Here is a 1,567-nt window from a genome sequence, read left to right as displayed (position 1 = left end):
TTGCTTATATGAGGAGGGTCAACACGGAACTTTCGTCAAGGTGACATTTCGCACTCCGTCATTCATTGCGGCATCCATGGTCTGGGCCCGTTGCGCGACGCGGCTCGTTGCCAAGCCAAATCCAACTTATATACGGTCGCCGTCCGAGACAGCCGCACCAACATCCCGCTTGCGTGCGGACAGGGCTCAGGAGGACGAAACCATTCTACACGAGCGGCCCATTTTCGGGCCAAGCAAATGCTCGGTTCGTCCAACCTGGATCCGCCAGGACCGATCGGATCCTGGAAGATTGCAGAATTCAGTTCGGGTAACCCATCAGGCGGTCTTTATGACCGCTCCTTCGATAACGACGCCGGCATTGACGTATTTCCACAGCGCGACGAGCAGCTTGCGGGCGAGCGCGACGATCGTCGACTTCTTGAGACGGCCGCCGTTCTGCTTGACCCGATCCCTAAACCACAAGGTGAGCGCCGCGTTTGGTTGATGACGCACCCATAGCCAGGCCATCTGGATCATCGTCGTTCGTAATCTTGGATTGCCGGATTTTGAGACCCCCTGGTCATGATCGACCGAGCCACTCTGCCAGGGTGCCTGGGCAAGGCCGGCATAGGCGGCAACCTGTCGTCGATTGTCGAAGTGGCGCGACAGCCCCTCCGACCAGAGCACGGCGGTAAATTCCGGCCCAATGCCTTTCAAGGTGAGCAGCATCGCCGGTGCTGGCGAGACGACCTGTGTGGCAGAGAGCATGGCGTCGCGGGCCGCCTCGATAGTCTTGATCTGCTCGAGCAGCAGTTCCAGTCGATCGAGTTCGCGGCCGATCTGCGCCTTCAAATGTGCCGGCAGCGGACGGCCGTCGCCGGTCTTACGCTCCTCCAGTTGCTTGCGTCGATCGCGGCGCAGCGGCTCGTAGTCGGATACGCCCTGGCTGAACAGCAGGCCCTTGATGCGGTTGACGTGCCGTATGCGCTCGCTCGTCAGAGCCTGGCGCTCACGCGAAAGGCGGCGGCGGTCCTCTTCCTCGGGTGTCGGCACCCGGACCATCGCGCACACTCGCGGTTCGCCCCGCTGATAAGCGAGCAATGCGCGAATCAGCGCTTCGCCGTCGATCCTGTCGGTCTTGGCCCGCCGCCGGCGGCGCGAGATTGCAATCGAAGCCGGATCAACAACGTGGCTTTCGATCCCCTCGGCCTCCAACACCCGATGGATCCAGAAGCCGTCGAGCCCAGCCTCCTGGACGACAATGATCGGAAAGCACCGCCCGGTGCGTGCCCGCGCTTTCCTCTTGAGTTCAGCAAAACATCCCAGCATGCCGGCGACCTCGCCAGCCGCCACCGCATGCTTAGACATCTTCCCTCCACCGCTCGGCGACAGCGAGGTGATGACCCATTTAGATTGACTGAGTTCCAACGAGACGAAGATTGCGCCAAGATCAGTCCGGATAGCGGCCGGCCCTTGAGATCGGTGAGCTGAAACAGGCATGCTTGCCTCCAAGGTAGGGTGTTTGTGGTTAAGCAACCTCACCCTGCCACAGGCCTGGTCGCTATCCACCCTCCTCATAGGATCTACC

Annotated in this window: 1 protein-coding gene; it reads right to left on the bottom strand. The window is 61.0% G+C overall.

Translation table 11 applies throughout. The features are described 5' to 3' along the window. Positions 1–315: 315 nt before the first annotated feature. Positions 316–1,479, bottom strand: coding sequence for an IS110 family transposase (locus PMI09_RS10320; protein WP_007792412.1), 1,164 nt, complete (start codon positions 1,477–1,479; stop codon positions 316–318). Positions 1,480–1,567: the final 88 nt, after the last annotated feature.

It is taken from the genome of Rhizobium sp. CF122 (genome assembly GCF_000282035.1).
GTDB lineage: Bacteria > Pseudomonadota > Alphaproteobacteria > Rhizobiales > Rhizobiaceae > Rhizobium.
The sequence above is the reverse complement of the archived record's forward strand: the minus strand, read 5'-3'. Positions and strand labels throughout refer to the sequence as shown.

What these genes read in the sequence shown, in the direction of transcription:
- PMI09_RS10320 (WP_007792412.1), bottom strand. Translation starts at nt 1,479, where the DNA reads ATGCCTGTTTCAGCTCACCGATCTCAAGGGCCGGCCGCTATCCGGACT.